The sequence below is a fragment of the Lentzea guizhouensis genome (assembly GCF_001701025.1).
Lineage (GTDB): Bacteria > Actinomycetota > Actinomycetes > Mycobacteriales > Pseudonocardiaceae > Lentzea > Lentzea guizhouensis.
Genome location: NZ_CP016793.1, coordinates 9831960 through 9851418 on the forward strand (window position 1 = coordinate 9831960; position 19459 = coordinate 9851418).

The window sequence follows — 19459 nt, forward strand, 5'->3', positions numbered from 1 at the left end:
ACTGTCTTCAGGCTGCTCGCCCGCGTCAGGCGCGCTCGCGCCTTCCACCCGAGAGGTGTGCGGATGAGCGGTGAGCTCGTCGGATCAGAACCGTTCCCCTCCCACGCCACCGTGACCGCACGGGTGTCCAAAGGCGCCGGTACCGGCCGTGGTGTGCCCGACGTGCTCGGCCTCGCCTTGCGCATCCCCACCGGATCGGGTGACTGGGACCTGCTGCTGTCCAGCACCGGCACCGGCCGGTTCTCCCGGCTGCTGCCGCGGTTCGCGGCCGGCTGGCGCGGCACCGCGCTGGGCACGATCCTGCCGTACCGCTACCGCGGCGAGCTCATGTGGTTCATGGCGGTCCCCGCGGATCCGCGGCCCGGCGAGGCGCCGACGAGGTTCCGCCTGCACGCCGCCGGGTCCACCGCGGACTGGCGCCGGGTGGGCGAGGTGACCTTGCACGACCTGGGTCACGACGAGCCGCTGGCGTTCGACCCGATGGTCAACCGCCCACCGGAGCTGGAGCTCGCGCCGCGCTGGCTCACCGCGCTGCGCGAACAGGCGTACGCGGGGAGCCGGCGCGGCCGCCGGAGGTCATGACTTCAGCTTGTCGTACACGAGGTTCAGCACGTCGGACGCCGCGACCGCGGTGAGCGCGGTCGACACCAGCCTGGTCAGCCGGGGAGCGAACACCAGACCGGCGGTCATCCCGCTGGCCGCCCACACGGCGATGCAGAACGGGCACGTGAGCAGCTCGCCGATCGCGTGCTGGGCCGCGTTGTGCGCCCGCACGGACTCCTTGAGCTCCGCGTGGCCCGCCGGCTCCTCGTAGCGCGTGAACGGGGCCCTCAGCGGGCTCGTCACGGCCTCCTTGGTGAGCAGCCTGCTCAGCTTGTGCGTCGCCACCGACACCAGCGCGGTGTCGGCCAGGGAGAACCGCTCCGGCAGCCTGGTACCACTGCGGCGCCCGACCGCCGCGACGGCGCCGACGACGGCGGCGTAGGTGCCCATGGCGAGGAGGTAGCCGGGAAGCGGCCTGCTCTCGCCGTACTCCTGCCTGATCCGGCTCACGTTCGAAGTACCTTCGTCCTTGGGTCGTTCGGGTCGTTCGGGTCGGTTCATGGGGCGCGAGTACCCGTCAGGACTCGGCTGAACCCGGCTCGGTCATGGTTCGCATCAGCTTCGCCTTGACGGGGTCCGGCGCGACCCGCCCGGCGATCGCCTGGACCTTGTTGCGCACCGACCCGGCCACCACGTGGTCGTCACCCTTCATCAGCGCGTCGAAGCCCTGCTGGGCGACCTGTGCCGGGTCGTCCTTGTCCCCCGTCGCGACCTTCGTGTCCTGCATGCCCGCGCGGTCGAAGAACTCGGTGTCGGTCGGCCCCGGCATCAGCGTCGTGACCGAGACACCGCTGTCGCGCAGCTCCTCGCGCAGGCCCTGCGCGAACGAGGCCAGGAAGGCCTTCGAGGCGGCGTAGACGGAGTGGAACGGGCTGGGCGCGGTCGCCGCGATCGAGGACGTGTAGAGGATCTTGCCCTGCTTGCGGTCCACCATGTCGCCGACGAGCCGGTGCGAGAGGTGCACGGCGGAGCGCACGTTGAGGTCGATGATCTCCAGGTTGTCGTCGAGCGAGGTGTCCCTGGCGAAGTCGCCGCCGACGCCGACGCCCGCGTTCACCGCGAGCACCTCGACCGGGCGGCCCAACGCGCGCACGCGGGACACGAGCACCTCCACGCCCTCGTAGGTCCTGAGGTCCGCCTGGACCGGTTCGACGTGCACGCCACCGCTGCGCAGGCCCAGCTGCGCGGCCGTGTCGGCGATCCGTTCGTCCTCCGCCGCGACGACGACGTCGAAGCCGTTGTCCGCGAGCACCTTCGCCAGTTCGTACCCGATTCCACTCGACGCACCGGTCACCACGGCAAGCGCATTCACAGTTCCTCCAGGTCGTCGCAACGCGTGTCAAATGCGTCGTCAACACCCCGTGTACCCGTGGCCGCGCGGTCGATGCGGCATCGGCCGAAAGTCCGATGCAACCTCCGGCGGGTATGCGGTGTCCTTATCGGTAGGTTGGTCGAAACGACATGGGGGACATTCGTGCGCAAAATTGTTCTCGCGCCGCTGTGCGCGCTGGTCACGGTCGCCGTGACGGCGTGCAGTCCGTCAGGTCCGGATCAGGCCAATCCGGAGCTGGCGCCGCGCGGCACGACGATGACCAAGGTCAAGCCGGCCAAGCAGGACCTGACGACCACGATCAGCATCACCGGCAAGGTCGAGATGAACCCGACGTTCGGGCTGGTCGCACCGGTCCCCGGCCAGGTGCGGTTCTTCGACCTGCTGCCGCCGAACGGCACGCCGACGAAGGCCACCAGGGTCGCGACGGTGTGGAAGGACGGCGCGCCGAACTACGTGGAGATCCCGGCGGGCGCGGTGTTCGCGGGCCGGCTGGTCGACGACAAGGCCGCGGTGACCGCCGGCATGCCGCTCGCCTCGGCCAAGCACATCGGGTACGCGCTGGTCGGCGACATCGACGGGCAGCAGGCGTACAAGATCAGCGGGGCGCTCGGCGAGGTCAAGGCGCAGATCAAGAACGGCCCCGGCCCGTTCCCGTGCGCGGTGCTCGGCACGATCGCCGCACTGCCGCAGGGCACCATCCCGGAGAAGCCGGTGCAGACGCCGGACCCGAAGTCGACGCCGGACCCCAAGGCCCAGCCGAAGACCCCCGAGCAGCCGCAACAGCCCCAGCAGCCCAGCGCGTCCACCGGCCTGCGGATCGTCTGCACCGCGCCGGCCGACACCAAGATGATCAACGGCGCCAGCGCGTCGATCGAGGTCATCACCGGCAAGTCGCCGCAGGCCATGGTGGTCCCGGTCGAGGCGGTCGCGGGCCAGCAGGGCAAGGGCAAGGTCGACGTGCTGCAGTCCGACGGCTCCCGCAAGACCGTCGAGGTCGAGCTCGGGCTCACCGACGGCAAGGTCATCGAGGTCAAGTCCGGTCTCACCGGCGAGGAGGAGCTCGCGGTCCCCGGCCCGAACCTGCCGGAACCGCAGCAGGGCGGCGACCAGAGCAAGCCGACGGGTCCGTGATGACCGCGCCAGAGACGACCATGACGATGGCGGCCGTCCCGCCGCTGCTGCAGCTCAACGGCATCACGAAAGTCCTGAAGGGCCAAGATGAACCGCGCACCATCCTGTCCGGCGTGGACCTGACCGTCCACCCTGGACAGAGCGTGGCGATCCTCGGCCGGTCCGGTTCCGGCAAGTCGACGCTGCTGAGCCTGATCGGGCTCTTCGACCGCGCCGACGAGGGTCAGTACTTCTTGAACGGCAACGACATCACGAAGCTGCCGGAGCGCAGGGCGGCGGCGTTGCGCAGCGCGGAGTTCGGGTTCGTCTTCCAGCGCTTCTTCCTGCTCAAGCACCTCACCGCGGCGCAGAACGTCGCGATGGCGCTGGTGAACGGCCAGGGCTGGGCCGCGCGCCGCAAGCGCAAGCAGCAGGTGGAGGAAGCGTTGGAGCAGGTCGGCATCGCCCACCTGGCCAAGCACAAGCCCACCCGGCTCTCCGGCGGTGAGCAGCAGCGCGTCGCGATCGCCCGCGCCCTGGTCCGCAAGCCGCGGGTGATCCTCGCCGACGAGCCGACCGGCGCGCTCGACACCGAGACCGGCAACCTCGTCGTCGAGGTGCTGCTCAACACGACCAGGCAGGGCTGCGGCCTCGTCCTGGTCACGCACGACCACGACCACGCGCGCAAGATGGGCCGCGTGCTGGAGCTGCGCGACGGGCGGTTCAACTGATGTTCTCCGGCAAGCTGCGGTCCGCCCTGATCATCGGCGGACAGGGCATCCGCGCCCGCAAGCTGCGCACGTTCCTGTCGATGGTGTCGCTGTTCCTCGGCGTCCTCGCGATCGTGGCCGTCCAGGCGGGCTCCGCGCTCGCCGAACGCGCGATGCTCACCGACGTCGAGCTCCAGCAGGGCAAGGACGGCACGTTCCAGCTCTACGTCTCCGGCGAGGGCAAGGCCACCTCGGTCGTCGAGAACACCCTGAAGGGCGCCGAGGACGCCGTCGGCGTCGTCGGCATGAACGCCGTCATCGGCGAGCCGGGCGTGCGCCCGATCAACGAAGGGGCGATGCCGTTCGAGTACGCGGGCCGCGGGGGCGACTACGGCGGCCCGTCGATGTTCTGCGACCAGAACGGCATCTGCACTGAGCAGAAGAAGCCGGAGAAGAAGCCGGACGGCCAGGCCATCGAGGTCATGGTCCAGGCGCTGACCGGTGACGTCCGCCAGTTCAAGCCGTTCCGCCCGGTCTCCGGCTCCTGGCTCGACTTCGGCTCCGCCCCCTCGCTCGCACCGAAGATCGTGCTGAACGAGGAAGCCGCCAAGGGCCTCAACCAGTACAAGGTCCCCGGCGAGATGATGATCACCGGCGCGACCCACCACGTCTCGCCGCAGATCATCGGCGTGGTCTCCGACGGCAGCTCGCAGCCGTCCGTCTACATGCGACTCGACGAGGTGCGCAACTGGCTGCCCTCCTCGGACAACGTCCAGGTGGACCGCTTCCGCGGCGGACCGGGCCTGCAGGTCATGCTGGCACCGGGAACCCAGGACATGCAGCAGCTGCTGACCGCCCGCCTCGTCGGGGCCGGCATGCGGGCCGAGGAGATCCGCTTCAACGAGATCCAGTCGAAGAAGCGCATGGAGAAGGAGCTCCTGATCATGCGCCTGATCTTCCTCGGCATGGCCGCCCTCGTGCTGCTGATCGGCGTCGCCGGCATCCTCAACGTCGGCCTCGCCACCGTCGGCGAACGAGTCGAGGAGTTCGCCCTGCGCCGCGCGGTCGGCATGTCCAGGATGCTGCTGGCCGGCATCGTGCTCGCCGAGACCCTGCTCACCGGCCTGCTGACAGCGGCACTGGCGATCGGCACCGGCGTGGTGGGCCTGAAGGTCGGTCTGATGATGTTCGGTTCGAGGTTCCCGTCGCTCGCCGACGTCGTCTTCCCGTGGGAGGCGGGCGTCGCCGGGGTGATCGCGGGTCTGGCCGCGGGTGTGCTGGGCGGGTTGATCCCGGCCATCAGGGCGGCGCGGATCCCGATCGCCACGGTGATGCGGGCGTGACGGTCCCGCGGGTGTGAGGTTCCTGTGGGCGTGACGTTCCCGCGGGTGTGAGACGTGCGGGCCCGAGAGAGGCAGGGTCCGTTGCCGGCGAAGCCCCGGACCGCGATCGAGCGGGCCGGGGCTTCGTATCTCCCGCACCGGTGAAAGCGGTCGCGCGGACGGCACGGCGTCCGGCAGGCTTCGAGGCGTGCCACCGGAGTTCATCCCCGGCCTGGAGCTGTCGGGCCGCCTGTACCGCGACGCGGTCCGCCCGTTGCTGGACCGCCACTTCCCCGGCCTCGCCCACACCGCGGCGTTGACCGGCCCGGGCTCCGAGGTCCTCGGGTTCGACACCGCGAGGTCCACCGACCACGACTGGGGCCCGCGCCTGCAGCTGTTCCTGGGGCAGGACGACCTCGTGCACGCCGAGGCGGTGTCGGAGGTGCTGGCCGGACACCTCCCCGCGACCGTCGCCGGGTACTCGACCCACCTGGTGCCGGCCGAGCACGGCACGCTGCACATGAGGCCGGCGGAAGGGCGCGTGCGGCACGGGGTCGTGGTGACGGGGCTCGGCGCGTGGCTCACCGACCGGCTCGGGTTCGACCCGCGCACCGAGATCACCACGTCCGACTGGCTGGCGACGCCGACGCAGGTGCTCGCCGAGGTCACGGCCGGTGCGGTCCACCACGACGACCTGGGACTGGCGGACGTCCGGACGCGGCTGGCCTGGTACCCCGACGACGTGTGGCGGTACGTGCTGGCGTGCCAGTGGCAGCGCATCAGCCAGGAGGAGCCGTTCGTCGGCCGCTGCCGTGAGGTCGGTGACGAGCTGGGCTCCGCGGTCGTCGCCGCCCGCCTGGTCCGCGACCTGATGCGGTTGTGCCTGCTGCTCGACCGCACCTACCCGCCGTACGGCAAGTGGCTCGGCAGCGCCTTCGCCCGGCTGCGGTGCGCGGCCGGGCTGACACCCGTGCTCACCGCGGCCGTGACGACCGGCGATCGGGAACGGCACCTCGCAACCGCTTGTGAAACCGTTGCGGCGCTGCACAACGCGGCGGGGCTGCCCGAACCGGTCGACCCCGCCACCCGGCCGTTCCACGACCGGCCCTACGGGTGCTGCACGCCGAGCGCTTCGCCGCGGCACTGCTCGCGACCGTGCGCGACCCGGCGGTGCGCACCCTGCCGCTCATCGGTGCCGTCGACCAGTTCGTCGACAGCACCGACGCGCTCACGGACCGGGCCTTCACCCGGTCCGCGGCGGCAGCGCTCAGGAACCGTTGAACTCGTCCGGGTTCGGGCCGATCCGGCCGCCCCGGTCCAGAGTGGACAGCGCCGCGATCTCCTCGTCGGCCAGCTCGAACCCGAACACGTCGATGTTCTCCCGGATCCGCGCGGGCGTCACCGACTTCGGGATGACGATGTTGCCGATCTGCAGGTGCCAGCGCAGCACGACCTGCGCGGCGGACCTGTCGTGGCGCGCCGCGATCTCGGTGACGACCGGGTCCTCCAGCAGCTCGCCGCCCTGGCCGAGCGGTGACCAGGCCTCGGTGTGGATGCCGTGCTTCTCGTGGAAGGCGCGCAGTTCGGCCTGCTGCAGGTACGGGTGCAGCTCGACCTGGTTGACCGCGGGCACGACGCCGGTCTCGTCGATCAGGCGCTGCAGGTGCGCGGGCTGGAAGTTGGAGACGCCGATCGCACGGACGCGCCCCTCCTCCCGCAGCTCGACGAAGGCCTTCCAGGTGTCGACGTAGAGGTCGCGGGCCGGCGTCGGCCAGTGGATCAGGTACAGGTCGACGACGTCGAGGCCCAGCTTCGACTGCGAGGCGTCGAACGCGCGCAGAGCGGAGTCGTGGCCGTGGTCGGCGTTCCAGAGCTTGGTGGTGACGAACACGTCGGAGCGGTCCACATCGGACTGTGCGATCGCCGCGCCCACGCCGCCCTCGTTGCCGTAGGCAGCCGCCGTGTCGATGCTGCGGTAGCCGGCCTGGAGCGCCTCGGTGACGGCGGGCGTGGCCTCCGCGTCGGGCACCTGCCAGACGCCGAAGCCGAGCTGGGGCATGGTCACGCCGTTGTTGAGCTTCACGGTGTTCAAAGCGAAATCCTTACCAGGTGTGGTCTTACGGGATGAGCGTCGGAGCGGTGCCGCCGTCGACGCGCAGGGCGGCACCGGTCGTGGCGGAGGACAGGTCCGACGCGACGTAGGTGATGAGGTTCGCGACCTCGTGGGGGCGGATCAGGCGGCCCAGCAACAGGGTCGGGCGCTCGGTGCGGACGAACTCCGCCTCGCCGCCCTCGCCGACCCGGTCGCGGATGAACTCCTCGACGCCGGGCGTCAGCGTGGGGCCGGGCAGCACCGAGTTGACGGTGACGCCGGTGCCCTTGACCTCCTGGGCCATGCCGCGCGCGATGGCGAGCTGCGCGGTCTTCGTCATGCCGTAGTGGACCATCTCGGTCGGGGTGAACACGGAGGACTCGCTGCTCACGAAGATCACCCGACCCCAGCCGCGCTCGACCATGCGCGGCGTGTAGTGCCGCGAGAGCCGCACACCGGACATGACGTTGGTGTCGAAGAACCGCTGCCACTCGGCGTCGTCGATCTCGAACACCGGCTGCGCGCCGTAGATGCCCAGGTTGTTGACGAGCACGTCCACGTCTGGAACCTGCCGCACGAGCTCGGCAGCACCCTCCGCCGTGGAGATGTCGGCCGCGACACCGCGCACGTCACCGTGGGCGCTCAGCTTGCCGACCGCCTCGGCCACCCGCTCCTCGCCGCGGCCGCTGACGACCACGGAAGCGCCCGCCTTGAGCAGGCCCTCCGCGGTGGCGTAGCCGATGCCCGCGGTGGAGCCGGTCACAAGTGCCGTGCGTCCCGACAGATCCATGTCTCTCCCCGGTAGACTTGTTGATGACGATTACAAGCGTACGCAATAGTTGCAGACGCTGTCTATTCGAAGGGGATGTACTTCATGTCACTGGACGACGACGCCGTCCAGGCGCGCGCACAGGGCTGGCGCACGCTCGCGGCGTTGCACGCGCGCATCGAGGACCGCCTCGAAAGAGCGCTGCAGAAGGCGCACGAGCTCTCGGTCAGCGAGTACACCGTTCTGGACGTCCTCAACCGCCAGGACGGCTTCCACCTTCGGATGAACCAGCTCTCCAACGCCGTCGTGCTGAGCCAGTCCGCCACGACCCGCCTGGTCACCCGGCTGGAGGACCGCGGCCTGCTGCAGCGCTACCTCTGCCCCACCGACCGGCGCGGCATCTACACCGAGGTCACCGAGAAGGGCCACGAGCTGCTCGCGCTGGCCCGCCCCACCCACGACCGCGCGCTGAGCGAGTCGCTGGACGAGGCCGGGAACACGCCGGAGCTGAAGCCACTCGTTGAGGCGCTCGCCAAGCTGTAGCCGCTCCAGCAAGATCAGCGCATGCCAGCCCACGATGCGACGGACCTGCACGCGTTGATCCGCGCCGAAGCCCCCGCCGCCGAACAGCAGCGCGCACTCACCGAGCCCGTCCTGACCGCGCTCGTCGACGCGGGCGTGCACCGCATGATCGCCCCGAAGCGCTACGCCGGCGCCGAACTGGGCCTGCCGGAGTGGAGCCGGGAGATCGGCGAGCTGTCGCGTTCGGACGCCTCCACCGGCTGGACCGCCATGACGACCACCATCTCGTCCTCGCTGGCCTGGTACCTGCCCACCGACGCCGCCGACGAGGTCTTCACCGACCCGCGCGCCCTCATCGCCGGCACCGCCGCCCCGCACGGCCGCGCCGAGGCGGTCAGCGGCGGCTACCGTGTCTCCGGTCGCTGGGGCTGGGGCAGCGCCGTGCCGTGGTGCTCGTGGGTCATCGGCGGCACCCTCACCCCCAAGGGCCCGCGTCTGGCCGTGTACCCCCGCACCGACGTGACAGTCCACGACACGTGGCACTCCACGGGCCTGCGCGCTACCGGCTCCCACGAGTTCTCCCTCTTCAACGCCTTCCTCCCGTCCCGCCGCGCCATCTGGCCCGTCGGCACCACCCCCGGCATCGAGGGCCCGGTCACCGCCTTCCCGTTCTTCAGCTTCCTGGCGGTCGGCGTCGCCTCTGTGTGCCTGGGCATCGCCCGCCGCGCGATCGACGAGACCGAGGCCCTGGCCGTGGCGAAGACCCCGCAACACGCCACCACCCGCCTCGCCGAGCAGGCGGGCCTGCAGATCGAGCTCGCCCTGATGGAGGCCCGCCTGTCCTCCGCCGCCGCGTTCCTGCACGAGACGTTGAGCGCCGTCTGGGACATGGCCGTGCAACGCGCGCACGTGCCCGACGAAGCCAAGGCGCGCATGCGGCTCGCGTGCACGTTCGCGGCTTCGGAAGCCACCGAGGTGACGCAGAAGGCGTTCGCGGCGGGTGGCGGCAGCTCGGTGTTCGAGTCGTCGGCGCTGCAGCGTTGTTTCCGTGACGCGCACACGGCGGCGCAGCACACCGTGGTGTCGAAGCGGCTGCTGGAGACGTACTCGATGCACCGGCTCGGCCTGGAGCCGGACATGGCGAGGTTCTAGGTAGGCTCACCCGTATGGCCGACACGCAGTACGAGGACCTCCTCCGCCACGTCCTGAAGGAGGGCGTGCGCAAGGAAGACCGCACCGGCACCGGCACGCGGTCGATCTTCGGCCACCAGCTGCGCTACCCGCTCGCCGCCGGCTTCCCGCTGATCACGACGAAGAAGGTGCACTTCAAGTCGATCGCGTACGAGCTGCTGTGGTTCCTGCGCGGCGACAGCAACGTGCAGTGGCTCCAGGACCACGGCGTGAGCATCTGGGACGAGTGGGCGGACAAGAACGGTGAGCTCGGCCCCGTCTACGGCGTGCAGTGGCGCTCCTGGCCCACGCCCGACGGCGGGCACGTCGACCAGATCGCCGAAGTCCTCAAGACGCTGAAGACCAACCCGGACTCGCGCCGGATCATCGTCTCGGCGTGGAACGTCGGCGAGATCGCGCAGATGGCGTTGCCGCCGTGCCACGCGTTCTTCCAGTTCTACGTCGCCGACGGCAAGCTGTCGTGCCAGCTCTACCAGCGCAGCGCCGACCTGTTCCTGGGCGTGCCGTTCAACATCGCCTCCTACGCGCTGCTGACCCACATGATCGCCGCGCAGACCGGGCTCGGGGTCGGGGACTTCATCTGGACCGGCGGCGACTGCCACATCTACGACAACCACGTCGAGCAGGTCGAGCTGCAGCTCAGCCGGGAGGCGCGGGAGTTCCCGACGCTCAGGCTGGCGCCCGCGGACAGCCTGTTCGACCACCGGTACGAGGACTTCACGATCGAGGGCTACGACCCGCACCCCGGCATCAAGGCGCCGGTGGCGGTGTGAACCGGATGGTCGGGCTGATCTGGGCCCAGGCGGCCAACCGGGTCATCGGCCGCGACAACGCCATCCCGTGGCACGTCCCCGAGGACATGAAACGCTTCCGCGAGCTCACCACGGGCGCGGCGGTGCTGATGGGCCGCCGCACGTGGGAGTCGTTGCCGCCCCGGTTCCGCCCGCTGCCCGGCCGCCGCAACATCGTGCTCTCCCGCACGCCCCAGGAAGGCGTGGAGACGTCCGACAGCCTGGACGAAGCACTCAAATCGGTCGACGGCGACCTCTGGGTGATCGGCGGGTCGGCGGTGTACGCGGCGGCGCTGCCGTTCGCCGACCGCATCGAGGTCACCGAGATCCGCGAGACCTTCGAGGGCGACACGTACGCGCCGGAGGTCGACCGGGCGCCGAAGAACGTCGGTGAGTGGCTGGAGTCCAGCTCCGGCCTGCACTACCGGTTCGTGAGCTACTAGGGAGCTGCTAGCGCGCCCGTGCGTGCCACGCCTCGACGATGAGCTCTTCCAGCTCCGCCACCGGGATGTGCTCCAGCCGCACCAGGATCGCCGGGTAGCCCTGGAAGTGCGGCGTGGTGAAGTACACCGACTCGTCCGCGGCCAGCAGCGCCTCCTTGGCGCCCAGGTCCGGCACGCGGGCGGCGAGGATGGGCCCGTCGGGTGCCGACGGGCCCATCGCCGCGAGGTCGGTCTTGCGCAGCGGCCGTTCCCACACGAACAGCTTGTCCTTGACCCTCCAGTCGACGACGCCCTCCCGCACCCGCTCCGTCACATCAGGCATGGAGGTGGCGATCCTGCGCACGTCGTTCCAGGTGGCCATGGGAGCTCCTAGAGGTGGTCCGGCGGACGCTGCTGCTCGGCCAGGAACCTCTCGAACTCGGCGCCCAGTTCGTCCGCGGAGGGCAGATCGGTGTTCCCGACAGTCTGGATGAAGGCGTCGTACTGCCGCTCGAGCGCTTCCACCACCTGGGCGACCTCCTCCGACTCCGCGACCTGCCGGTGGATCTCGGCGTCGGCGGCCTGGGCGGCGTCGATCAGGCCACCGAGGGGCAGGGCGAGACCGGTGGCGCGGGCGACGGCGTCGAGCAGGGTGACGGCGGCGGTCGGGTAGGTCGACTGGGCCAGGTAGTGCGGCACCTGGGCGGCGAAGCCCATCGCGTCGTGGCCGGCCTGGCCGAGGCGGAACTCCAGCAGGCCCGAGACGTTGCCGGGAACCTGCACGCGGTTGAAGAACGGCTGGTACTCCGAGACCAGCTCGGGGCGGGTCGCGTGGCCGATGACGTTCAACGGCCTGGTGTGCGGCACGCCCATCGGGATGCCGTGGAAGCCGAGCGTGAGGCGCACGCCCCAGCGGTCGACCAGGTCGCGCACGGCCCGCACGAACGCCTCCCAGCTGCGGTCCGGCTCAGGGCCGTTGAGCAGCAGGAACGGGTGGCCGGCGCTGTCGTGCAGCAGGTGCACGACCAGCTCGGGCGTGGCGTAGTCCTCCCAGTGGTCGGTCGCGTAGGTCATCAGCGGCCGGCGGGAGCGGTAGTCGATCAGGCTGTCGACGTCGAAGCGGGCGACGACGCGGCTCTCCGAGGTCTCCAGCAGGTGCTCGGCGAGCAACCGGCCGGCGGCGCCCGCGTCCATGAAGCCCTCGAAGTGGTGCAGCAGCACCGCACCGGTCAGGTCCGGCACCTCCGAGTCCACCTCGTACAGGTTGTCCGGGTCCAGCACCGCACGCCTCCAAACATCGTTCCCGTGTCCATCAAGCCAACCATGTGGACACCGGACTGATTCCGCACGGGTCGATTACCCCATACGGCCCGAGTGAGCGCATCACCCCACGGGTACTCCAACGCGGTGGACAGGCGCTGGGTGACGCGTGGAGCACTGGTCGCAGTCGTTGTTCTCGCGATCGGTGCGACGATCGGGCTTCTTGGCCAGTTCCGGCCGTTCGGGAACGTGTTCGGCGAGCAGACGGTCGACCGCAGCCAGCCGGCCGTCCTCAAGGCGGTGCGCGACCTCAGCCAGTACCACGCCGCGTCGGGCGAGTTCCAGGTCGTGCTCGACATCGAGCAGGACGTGAAGTGGGTGCCCGCGGTGCTGGCCGGTGAACGCACGCTGTTCGTCGCGGCCGGGTCCGTCAACGCCTACGTCGACCTCGGCGCGCTCGCGGAGGACGGCCTGGTCGTGTCGCCGGACGGCAAGTCGGTCGAGCTGAAGCTGCCCTCCGCGCGGCTGGACAAGCCGAACCTGCACCACGACCGTTCGTACGTCTTCAGCCAGGAACGCGGCCTGGTCAACCGCTTGAACGCGATCGTGGAAGTGCCCGACCAGCAACAGTTCTACGTCGCCGCCGAAGCGAAGCTCGCCGACGCGGCACGGGAGTCGGAGCTGCTCAAGCGCGCCGAGGACAACACCCGCACGATGCTCACCGGAATGCTGCAGGGCCTGGGTTTCCAGGTGAAGGTGCTACCGGACTGAGAACCGGATCGCGCTGTTCCGCGAACGCAGTACGTGCAGGTCAACGGTTTCGCCGACCTCGCCGGACGCCCGGCAGCACCGGGTTAGGATCCGGTGGTGGAAGACGATCTGATGGCCTGGGCACCGGCTGACGGTGCCGCGCAGGCGCCCGGGATCGCGTTACCGGGCTACAGCGGTTTCCGCGTCATCGCCCAGGGCGGCGAGGGCACCATCTACCGCGCCCGCCAGGACGGTCTCGGCCGCGACGTCGCCGTGAAGGTCCTGCAGGTCACCGACCCGGCCACGGTCACCCGCTTCCGCCGCGAGCTCGCCATCACCGTGGAGCTCGGCCGCCAGCACCCGTACATCGTCACCGTCCTCGACACGGGAACCCTGCCGGACGGCCGCCCGTGCATCGTCATGGAGTACTACGAACGCGGCTCGCTGCACGACCGTTTGCGCGCCATGGGCCCGCTCCCCGTCGCGGACGTCGTGGCAGCGGGCATCGCCGTGGCCGACGCGCTGGCGTTCGCGCACGGCCAGGGCATCCTGCACCGCGACGTGAAGCCGCAGAACGTCCTCGTGCTCCCCACCTCCTACGTGCTGGCGGACTTCGGCATCGCCCGCGGCGCCGACGCGGGCCACTCCGCCTCGCTGCAGATGGTGAGCTACCGGCACGCGGCCCCGCAGATGCTGGAGGGCGCCACCCCGTCGTTCGCCGACGACCTCTGGTCCCTCGGCTCCACCCTCTTCACGTTGCTGGAAGGCAAGCCCCCGTTCGCCTCCGACAACCCCGACGAGGACACGCTGCTGTCCTACGTCGGCCGCGTCAGCTCCGCCGACCCGCGCCCGCTGACCCGTTTCGACGTGCCGTCCGGCCTCGTCGCGATCATCTCCCGCTGCCTGCGCAAGGACCGCGCCGACCGCTTCGCCTCCGCCCTGGAGCTCCGCGACGCCCTGCGCGCCGCGAGCTCCGGCGCCCCCATCCCCTCGGTGTCCGTTGTGGACCCCGACTCGACCCGGATGATGGGCGAGCGACCCGTCTTCTACCCCGAGGGCCCCACCGAGGCACCCGGCTTCGGCCCGCGCGGCGTCAAGGAGGAGGAACCGGCACCCGCCGAACCGGAGGAAGAACCGGACGACTCCTGGCAGGGCAGGCTCGCCGACCTCACCTACCGGCAGACCGACCTGCCCGTCCCTCCCCCGCCACCGGCCGCCGTGCTGCCGCCGGTCGTGCTGCTGCCCGACGTCGACCCGCCCAGGGCCGATCCGCCGCAGTTTGCTCCGCCGAGGACCGACCTGCCCAGGGGCGACCTCCCCAGGGTCGATCTGCCGAGGGTCGACCTGCCCGCCTTCGACCAGCCGCCGTTCGACCCGCCGGTGGAGCCGATGACGGCCCCGGTCCCCCGCCGCAAGCGCGGAGGCGTGCTCGCGGTCCTGGCCGTGGTCGCCGTGGCGGGCGGCATCCTCGCAGGCCTGCTGCTGAACCGCGACACGTCCGTCACCACCCAGCCCACCACGACCACGACCACGACGTTGCCCGTCCCCACCTCCGAGTCCGTCGACGCCGGCCCACCCCCGAACGCCGACCCGAAGTTCATCCCGGTGCTCAAGCGCGCCGAGTACGACGGCAAGGCGATCGAGCTGGAGTGGAGCGACCCGAGCGACGGCCAGGCGGAGTTCGTGGTGATCGACGTGACCGGGGCGAAGCCGCAGGCCGTGACGCGGGTGACCGGCGGCGGCACCACGTACGTGATCGAGGACGGCGGCGGGGTGCGGCGGTGCTTCCAGATCGCGGCGTTCGGCTACCAGGGTGAGCGCGGCAGCTCGGCGAAGGTGTGCGCGACGAAGAACTAACGACAGCGCCGTCCGGTACGACACGCTGGGTGTCCGTGTGAAGCCGGCGAGCGGAGGCGTCCTTGTCGACCAGGAACGAAGTGTGGGACGCCGGTGGTCACGTCGTCCAGGCCGGGACGATCCACGGCGGCGTGCACCTCGGCGACACCCAGCCCGCCCCGCACAACAACGAGATCGGCGTCTACCTCAGAGCCGACCGCGCCGAGGTCTGCTTCCGCACGGGCGCCGCCGAGCCGTTCGAGCTGACGATCACCAACCGGACTCCACGCGACCGGAAGCTGTTCCTGCGGTTCGAAAGCGCGAGCACCACCGGGCTGCTCTGGGAACACGCGGACACCGGCGTGCCGGAGGTGTTCGCAGTGCCGGCGGACCGGTCGCTGCAGCTGCGGTTGAGGGTCATCTGCACCGCCGAGGCCCTCGCGGGACCGGACGTGCTGAAGGTGCTCGCCGGTGAGCTCGACCCGCGGACGGGCGAGCCGACCTGGTGGTCGAGCGACTCGCTGCCCATCGAGGTCAACCGCGCGCCGGGGTTGACCGCCGAGCTGCGGCAGCCGGAGGACGTCTACGACGCCGGCCCGTACGAGACGGTGCTGACGCTCACCAACACCGGCAACACGGTGCTGAAGGGCCGGCTGCGCCTCAGGACCGAGTTCGACGGTCCGGAACACCCGGAGTGGCTCCACTCCGGCAAGGTCACGTTCCCCGACGGACCGCACTTCGACCTCCGTCCCGGCACGACGACGGACGTCCGCGTCACGGTCGAGGTGCCGTTCTCCGACTGGCAGGACACGACCTGGCTGGTGCCGCTGGCCGTGCAGGTGGAGGGTGACGACGCGCCACGGGTGGACCAGGACTTCACGATCAGGCAGCGCGGTGATCTGGTCGCGCTCTGGCAATGGGGACGAACACCGGACGCCTGGAAGAGGCGCACGATCGTCGCGGGCGCGATCGTGTTGTTCGCCCTCGGGATCTCCCTCGGGGCGGCCGGCGACAGGTCCGGCGGCGCCGCGGACCCGTCCGGGCAGACGAACGCGGCCGTGTCCGCGCCCTCGTCCTCGGGCGTGCGGCTCTCCTCCGCCAAGATGCCGTGCGAGCAGGGGAAGTCCGTGCTGGTGCTGCACTCGCTGGAGGACTCGACCACACCCGCGGACGTCAAGCTGTACCTCGACTACGAGGCGATGTGGGCGAGGAAGCACCTTCCGGGTGGCAAGCCTCCCGATGGCGCCGAGGTGCGACTCAGCACCAGGGACGACACCTGCCCCAAGGTGCTGCAGGGCCCCACACCGGACAAGGACACCGAAGCGAAGTACACCTGGTTCGTGTGGCTTGGCACCGTGCCGTCGAACGGCGCGCCCGCCCTGTGCCAGGACTTCTACCGGAAGGCCGGGAAGAACTGCCTCCCCGCTGGCGTGGCCTGAGGTCAGCGGCGGCGGAACAGCGGGCGCGGGTCGACCGCCCACAGCAGCTTGCGCCACCAGGAAGCCTTGCGCCGCACCGACTTCTTCACCTGCCGGGCGAGCTGCCAGCTGTGCTCGGCGCGGGTGGGAGCGGGTGCGAACGCCGCCTCGTCGACCATCGTGGCGAGCTCGGTGCCGGGTGCGCCCCAGTCGCGGCCCACGTCGGGGGCGGTGCGGCTCGGGTGTGGGCGTGAACCGGCCAGCAGCAACGAGTCCAGCACCTCGTTCCAGGCGCCGACCGGGCCGGCGGCGCGCAGGCGGACGCGGCGGGTGGTGCGGGCGAGGTAGAGGGCGAGCAGCAGGAGGACCGGGGTGAGGGTCCAGAGCGGGAAGCCCTGGCGGAGCTCGGGTGCGGCGACGTTCTCCTGGTTCACCGCGGCGGGCTGGACCAGGGGTGGGACCGAGGCCGGGGTGGTCGGGGTGGGTTTGGCGGTGGAGGAGGCGAGGCGGTTGAGGACCTCGCGCTTGGAGGCGGCGCTGGGGCCGCTGCCGTTGCCGGACACGGGGTCGAAGGCGACCCAGCCCCAGTTCGTGAAGTAGACCTCCGGCCAGGCCGTGGCGTCGGCGGCGCGGACGATGCGTTCACCGCCCTGGTCGGGAACCGGCTGGAAGCCGACGACCACGCGGGTCGGGAGGCCGACGGCGCGGGCCAGGACGGCGTAGGCGGAGGCGAACTGCTCGGCGGTGCCCGCGCCGGCGCCGGACTCGCCGGGGTTGCCGAAGAGGAAGGTCTCCAGGCGGGCGTAGGAGGAGCCGACCGGGGCCTCGGCGTCGGGGCGGCGGTTGAGGCGCACGACCTGTTCGAGGGCGACGGCCTTCTCGTACGGGGTGCGGGCGTTCTGGGTGGCCTGGCGGGCGTACTCGGCCAGCGTGAACGGCAGCCGCGGCAGGGCGGTGTAGCGGGTGTCGGTCGGAACGGCCGCCTCGGCGAGGTCGGTGTCGGCCGGGGTTTCGAGGACGCCGCGCACGGTGTAGCTCAGGCCGGTGCGCAGGCCGTCGGCCATCACCAGGGAGCCGGTGTCGGGGTCGACCATGGCGTTGCTCAGCGAGACGGACTGCGGTGTGCCGACGCCGGGCAGCCACTCGCCGTCCAGGCCGGTGATGGTGAGGTCGACGCTCGCGTCCTGGAACTTGCCGCCGGTCGGGAGGTCGGGCGGGTCGACGACGCCGAGCGGGCCGTAGGTGGACGCGGCCTCCCAGGAGGCGCCGGAGAACCGGCTCAGCGTGACCAGCCGGACCGGGACCTCGGGGCCGCGCATCCGGAACAGCTCCGCCTCACCCTGCGCCGCCCACGCCGCGAGGCGCGGGAGCGGGTTGGAGATCGCGACGTTGGTGACCGGCGGGGTGACGAGCTTGCGCGGTTCGAACCCGTTGGCGGGCAACACGATCGTCAGCAACGTCAGCGCGGCCAGCACGGTCGCGAGCACCGCGGGCGGCACGACGGGGCCGCGGCGGTCGATGATCAGCCAGCCCAGCGCCAGCAACACCACCAGGACCAGGGCGGTGATGCCGTAGCGGTCGGCCCTGCCGGCGGTGAGCAGGGCGGCGGACACGTACAGCACGGCGGCACCGAGCGCGGGCACGAACAGGGCCGTGCGCTGCTTGGCCACCGAGAGCACCGTGGCGACCGCGACGCCGAACACCAGCAGCAGACCGGGAACCAGCAGCTCGGGTGTCGCCGGCGCGGGCCGGGCCGCGGTCAGCAGGCGCGGCACGGTGTCCAGCAGCACGTGCGTCGGCTCGCGGCCGGGAACGGCCCCGCGCGCGGCGAAGTAGCCACCGGCCATCGCCACCGCCATCAGCCCGATGCCCGCCAGCCCGGCGGGAACCAGGCGCCGCAACGGAAGCGCGAGGAACCCGAGCGCAGCGGCGAGTCCGAAGTAGACGACCGCACCGTCCCACGCCTGCGCGAGCTGCACCGAGGCGACCAGCAGGACGGCGGCGACCCACGCGTACCTCATCGCGCCACCACCGCGTTCCACGAGTCCACCAGGTCCTCCGCCCCGGGCCCGCTCACCACGAGCACCGACCCCACCGCACCGGCCGGCTTCTTCTCGCCGACCACGAGCACCGTCCCGAACGCCGCCCGACCGGCCTCCAGCAGCAGCGCCGGACTGGTGTGACCGCTGACCACGGCCACCACGTCGAGGTCTCGCACCGGCACGGTCAACGCCCCGTCGAACCCGGTCAGCTCCAGGTCGGCCAACGCCGCCAGGATCGGCGTGGAGTCCTGCGTCTCCTCGATGTCCGCACTGCCGGAAGTCGTCATCAGCCGCACCGGGTGGCCCTGTTCCAAAGCCGAGGTGACGAGCGAGGCCGCGACTTCCACCGCCTCCTCGAACCGCGCGGGATCGGCGTACGCGGCCGCGTTGTCGTCGAGCAGCACCGCGAGGTGCGGACGGGCGGGGTCGGCGTCCTCGCGGATCATCAACGTCCCGGTCCTCGCCGACGTCGCCCAGTGCAGCCGCCGCAGGTCGTCACCGGGCACGTACTCCCGCAACCCGACGAGGTCCGTACCACCGCGCTCGACCCGTTCGTCCGCGCCGACCTGCCCGCGCCGCGCACCCGACGGCAACCCGCGCACCGGCAACACCCGCGGCACGACACGCACCTGCACGACCTCACCGACTACGGTCCGCGCCTGGGCGAGCCCGGCCACCCCCTTGCGCCGCAACGTCAACGGCCCCACGTCGAACACACCACGCCGCTCGGTCGGAATCGCGTAGCCGACCGCCTCGGTCACACCGGGCTTGAGCAACGGCACGTCGACGGCCATCGGCTCGCCCGCCACCATGTCGACCGCGTCCAGCGCCACCGGCCAGCGCCCGGTGGTGGAGAGCTCCAGGCGACCGCTGCACCGCGCGAGGCGGGGAACGGTGCGCGGGCGGACGGTGCGGGCGGTGGTGAGCGGGCTGGCGACCAGGACGGAGACGGTGGAGGCGACCACGAGGGCGGTCAGGGCGAGGCCGAAACCGGTCATGCCGGGGTAGCGCCACCAGAGGCCGACGCCGGTGAGGGCGAGGCCGAGGAGGAGGGCGCCGGTGCCGCGGAGGGTGAGGCGGAGGGCCTTCATGCGGGGCACCACCGAGCACCGCGGAACTCAGGCCGTGCTGGGCGGGCCGAGCGGGAGGTGACGGGCCCGCGCGACGGCAACGCACCGGGAGGAAGGCCGCGACGCCCGCGGCGCCGACTCCGGGCCGGGCGAGAGGTGACAAACCCGCGACGACAACACAGCCAAACGAACGACCCACGGCGCTCCGCAGGTGGCGG

The 19459-nt window shown here is 71.3% G+C and carries 19 protein-coding genes and 1 pseudogene; 12 read left to right on the top strand and 8 right to left on the bottom strand.

Going from position 1 to position 19459, the window contains the following annotated elements:
• Nucleotides 1-63: 63 nt before the first annotated feature.
• Nucleotides 64-582 (top strand): hypothetical protein, encoded by a 519-nt coding sequence (locus tag BBK82_RS46615; protein ID WP_083268663.1) that lies wholly within the window; start codon nucleotides 64-66, stop codon nucleotides 580-582.
• Here BBK82_RS46615 and BBK82_RS46620 read toward each other — a convergent pair.
• On the bottom strand, nucleotides 577-1053 hold the full coding sequence (locus BBK82_RS46620; protein WP_335618027.1) for a DUF1360 domain-containing protein: 477 nt from the start codon (nucleotides 1051-1053) through the stop codon (nucleotides 577-579). The two genes, BBK82_RS46615 and BBK82_RS46620, sit on opposite strands and share 6 nt — an antisense overlap.
• Nucleotides 1054-1120: 67 nt before the next feature.
• Nucleotides 1121-1915 carry an SDR family NAD(P)-dependent oxidoreductase gene (locus BBK82_RS46625; protein WP_065920626.1) on the bottom strand — a complete coding sequence of 265 codons (795 nt, stop codon included), beginning with the start codon at nucleotides 1913-1915 and terminating at the stop codon, nucleotides 1121-1123.
• Nucleotides 1916-2077: 162 nt separating this feature from the next.
• On the opposite strand from BBK82_RS46625, the gene BBK82_RS46630 reads away from it, so the two are divergent.
• The 4 genes and pseudogenes from BBK82_RS46630 to BBK82_RS55485 form a co-directional block, all read left to right on the top strand.
• Nucleotides 2078-3067: an efflux RND transporter periplasmic adaptor subunit gene (locus BBK82_RS46630; protein WP_065920627.1), complete on the top strand. Its 990-nt coding sequence runs from the start codon at nucleotides 2078-2080 to the stop codon at nucleotides 3065-3067.
• Nucleotides 3067-3777: an ABC transporter ATP-binding protein gene (locus BBK82_RS46635; protein ID WP_237047966.1), complete on the top strand. Its 711-nt coding sequence runs from the start codon at nucleotides 3067-3069 to the stop codon at nucleotides 3775-3777. Before BBK82_RS46630 ends, BBK82_RS46635 begins: the two co-directional genes overlap by 1 nt.
• Nucleotides 3777-5099 (top strand): ABC transporter permease, encoded by a 1323-nt coding sequence (locus BBK82_RS46640; RefSeq protein WP_065920628.1) that lies wholly within the window; start codon nucleotides 3777-3779, stop codon nucleotides 5097-5099. Before BBK82_RS46635 ends, BBK82_RS46640 begins: the two co-directional genes overlap by 1 nt.
• 499 nt (nucleotides 5100-5598) lie before the next feature.
• A pseudogene (locus tag BBK82_RS55485) lies at nucleotides 5599-5943 on the top strand (DUF4037 domain-containing protein); the annotation flags it as partial.
• A 402-nt stretch (nucleotides 5944-6345) separates the two neighbouring features.
• Here the strand turns inward: BBK82_RS55485 and BBK82_RS46650 are convergent.
• Together BBK82_RS46650 and BBK82_RS46655 are read right to left on the bottom strand one after the other, a co-directional pair.
• Complete coding sequence (locus tag BBK82_RS46650; protein ID WP_065921927.1) at nucleotides 6346-7137, bottom strand: aldo/keto reductase; 792 nt, start codon at nucleotides 7135-7137, stop codon at nucleotides 6346-6348.
• A 58-nt stretch (nucleotides 7138-7195) separates the two neighbouring features.
• The gene (locus tag BBK82_RS46655) at nucleotides 7196-7960 is read right to left on the bottom strand and encodes an SDR family NAD(P)-dependent oxidoreductase (protein ID WP_065920629.1); all 765 of its coding nucleotides are present in this window, start codon (nucleotides 7958-7960) and stop codon (nucleotides 7196-7198) included.
• A gap of 84 nt (nucleotides 7961-8044) precedes the next feature.
• Between BBK82_RS46655 and BBK82_RS46660 the strand changes: the two genes are divergently transcribed.
• From BBK82_RS46660 to BBK82_RS46675, 4 genes are read left to right on the top strand one after another with little or no spacing between them, the layout of a single operon-like run.
• Nucleotides 8045-8482, top strand: coding sequence for a MarR family winged helix-turn-helix transcriptional regulator (locus tag BBK82_RS46660; protein WP_065921928.1), 438 nt, complete (start codon nucleotides 8045-8047; stop codon nucleotides 8480-8482).
• A 21-nt stretch (nucleotides 8483-8503) separates the two neighbouring features.
• Entirely contained in the window at nucleotides 8504-9613 is a 1110-nt protein-coding gene (locus BBK82_RS46665; protein ID WP_065920630.1) for an acyl-CoA dehydrogenase family protein, read from the top strand.
• Nucleotides 9614-9627: 14 nt separating this feature from the next.
• Nucleotides 9628-10425 (top strand): thymidylate synthase, encoded by a 798-nt coding sequence (locus tag BBK82_RS46670; protein WP_065920631.1) that lies wholly within the window; start codon nucleotides 9628-9630, stop codon nucleotides 10423-10425.
• 5 nt (nucleotides 10426-10430) lie between these two features.
• Entirely contained in the window at nucleotides 10431-10886 is a 456-nt protein-coding gene (locus tag BBK82_RS46675) for a dihydrofolate reductase (RefSeq protein ID WP_065921929.1), read from the top strand.
• Nucleotides 10887-10893: 7 nt separating this feature from the next.
• Here BBK82_RS46675 and BBK82_RS46680 read toward each other — a convergent pair whose 3' ends face one another.
• Together BBK82_RS46680 and BBK82_RS46685 are read right to left on the bottom strand one after the other, a co-directional pair.
• Nucleotides 10894-11247, bottom strand: coding sequence for an MmcQ/YjbR family DNA-binding protein (locus tag BBK82_RS46680; protein ID WP_065920632.1), 354 nt, complete (start codon nucleotides 11245-11247; stop codon nucleotides 10894-10896).
• An 8-nt stretch (nucleotides 11248-11255) separates the two neighbouring features.
• The gene (locus BBK82_RS46685; RefSeq protein ID WP_065920633.1) at nucleotides 11256-12146 is read right to left on the bottom strand and encodes a proteasome assembly chaperone family protein; all 891 of its coding nucleotides are present in this window, start codon (nucleotides 12144-12146) and stop codon (nucleotides 11256-11258) included.
• A gap of 126 nt (nucleotides 12147-12272) precedes the next feature.
• Between BBK82_RS46685 and BBK82_RS46690 the strand changes: the two genes are divergently transcribed.
• From BBK82_RS46690 to BBK82_RS46700, 3 genes are all read left to right on the top strand, one after another.
• On the top strand, nucleotides 12273-12896 hold the full coding sequence (locus BBK82_RS46690; RefSeq protein ID WP_065920634.1) for a DUF4230 domain-containing protein: 624 nt from the start codon (nucleotides 12273-12275) through the stop codon (nucleotides 12894-12896).
• Between the two features lie 96 nt (nucleotides 12897-12992).
• Complete coding sequence (locus BBK82_RS46695) at nucleotides 12993-14732, top strand: serine/threonine-protein kinase (protein ID WP_154697912.1); 1740 nt, start codon at nucleotides 12993-12995, stop codon at nucleotides 14730-14732.
• Between the two features lie 62 nt (nucleotides 14733-14794).
• On the top strand, nucleotides 14795-16150 hold the full coding sequence (locus BBK82_RS46700) for a COG1470 family protein (RefSeq protein ID WP_154697913.1): 1356 nt from the start codon (nucleotides 14795-14797) through the stop codon (nucleotides 16148-16150).
• 2 nt (nucleotides 16151-16152) lie between these two features.
• Here the strand turns inward: BBK82_RS46700 and BBK82_RS46705 are convergent, their stop codons facing one another.
• On the bottom strand, nucleotides 16153-18150 hold the full coding sequence (locus BBK82_RS46705) for a transglutaminase TgpA family protein (RefSeq protein ID WP_154697914.1): 1998 nt from the start codon (nucleotides 18148-18150) through the stop codon (nucleotides 16153-16155).
• Nucleotides 18147-19262: a DUF58 domain-containing protein gene (locus BBK82_RS46710; RefSeq protein ID WP_065920638.1), complete on the bottom strand. Its 1116-nt coding sequence runs from the start codon at nucleotides 19260-19262 to the stop codon at nucleotides 18147-18149. The genes BBK82_RS46705 and BBK82_RS46710 overlap by 4 nt, the downstream gene beginning before the upstream one ends.
• Nucleotides 19263-19459 lie beyond the last annotated feature (197 nt).